This is a genomic window from Janthinobacterium sp. PSPC3-1, from assembly GCF_049896105.1.
In the GTDB taxonomy this organism is placed as follows: Bacteria; Pseudomonadota; Gammaproteobacteria; order Burkholderiales; family Burkholderiaceae_D; genus Janthinobacterium.
On record NZ_JAFCTQ010000103.1, the window covers coordinates 1 to 520 of the forward strand.

1 protein-coding gene is annotated in these 520 nt (G+C 79.8%); it reads left to right on the forward strand.

Annotated elements, in window-relative coordinates:
* The coding region (locus ACP7B7_RS31665; RefSeq protein WP_426079369.1) for a hypothetical protein at positions 1 to 520 on the forward strand (520 nt) is incomplete at both ends.

Consider the following 520-nt stretch of genomic DNA (forward strand, 5'->3'; position numbering starts at 1 on the left):
ACCTCCTCGAGGCACCGGCCGGCTCCCGCGACCGGCTGCGCGAGCGGGTGCGGCGCCACGGAGCCAGCCTCGACGGCCCGGTCGTCGTCGCCGCGGTCGGGGTCGAGGGCGTCGAGCGCCACCGGGCGGGCCGTGCCGCGGTGGCCCTCGCGCGCCGCGGCTCGGGGCTGGCGGGCGAGCACCGCGGGGCGATCGTCGTGGTGGTGCCGGGCGAGGACCCCGAGCGGGTCGGCGCCGACCTCCAGGCCGCGGTCGCGGCCCTCGACGGCACGGCCACGGTGGGTGTCACGGCGGCCAGCGACGTGCTGCGCGAGGACCGGCTGGTGGCCGCGCACGACGAGGCCCGCCGCTGCCTCGACACGCTCGTGCGCCTGGGCCGCACCGGCGAGGTCAGTGCCCCGTCCGGCCTCGGCGTGGCCCGGCTGCTGCTCGGCGACAACAGCCCCGCGCACGTCGCGACGTTCGTCGACACCATGCTCGGCCCGGTCCGGTCCTGGGACCAGCGGCGCGGCACCGACCT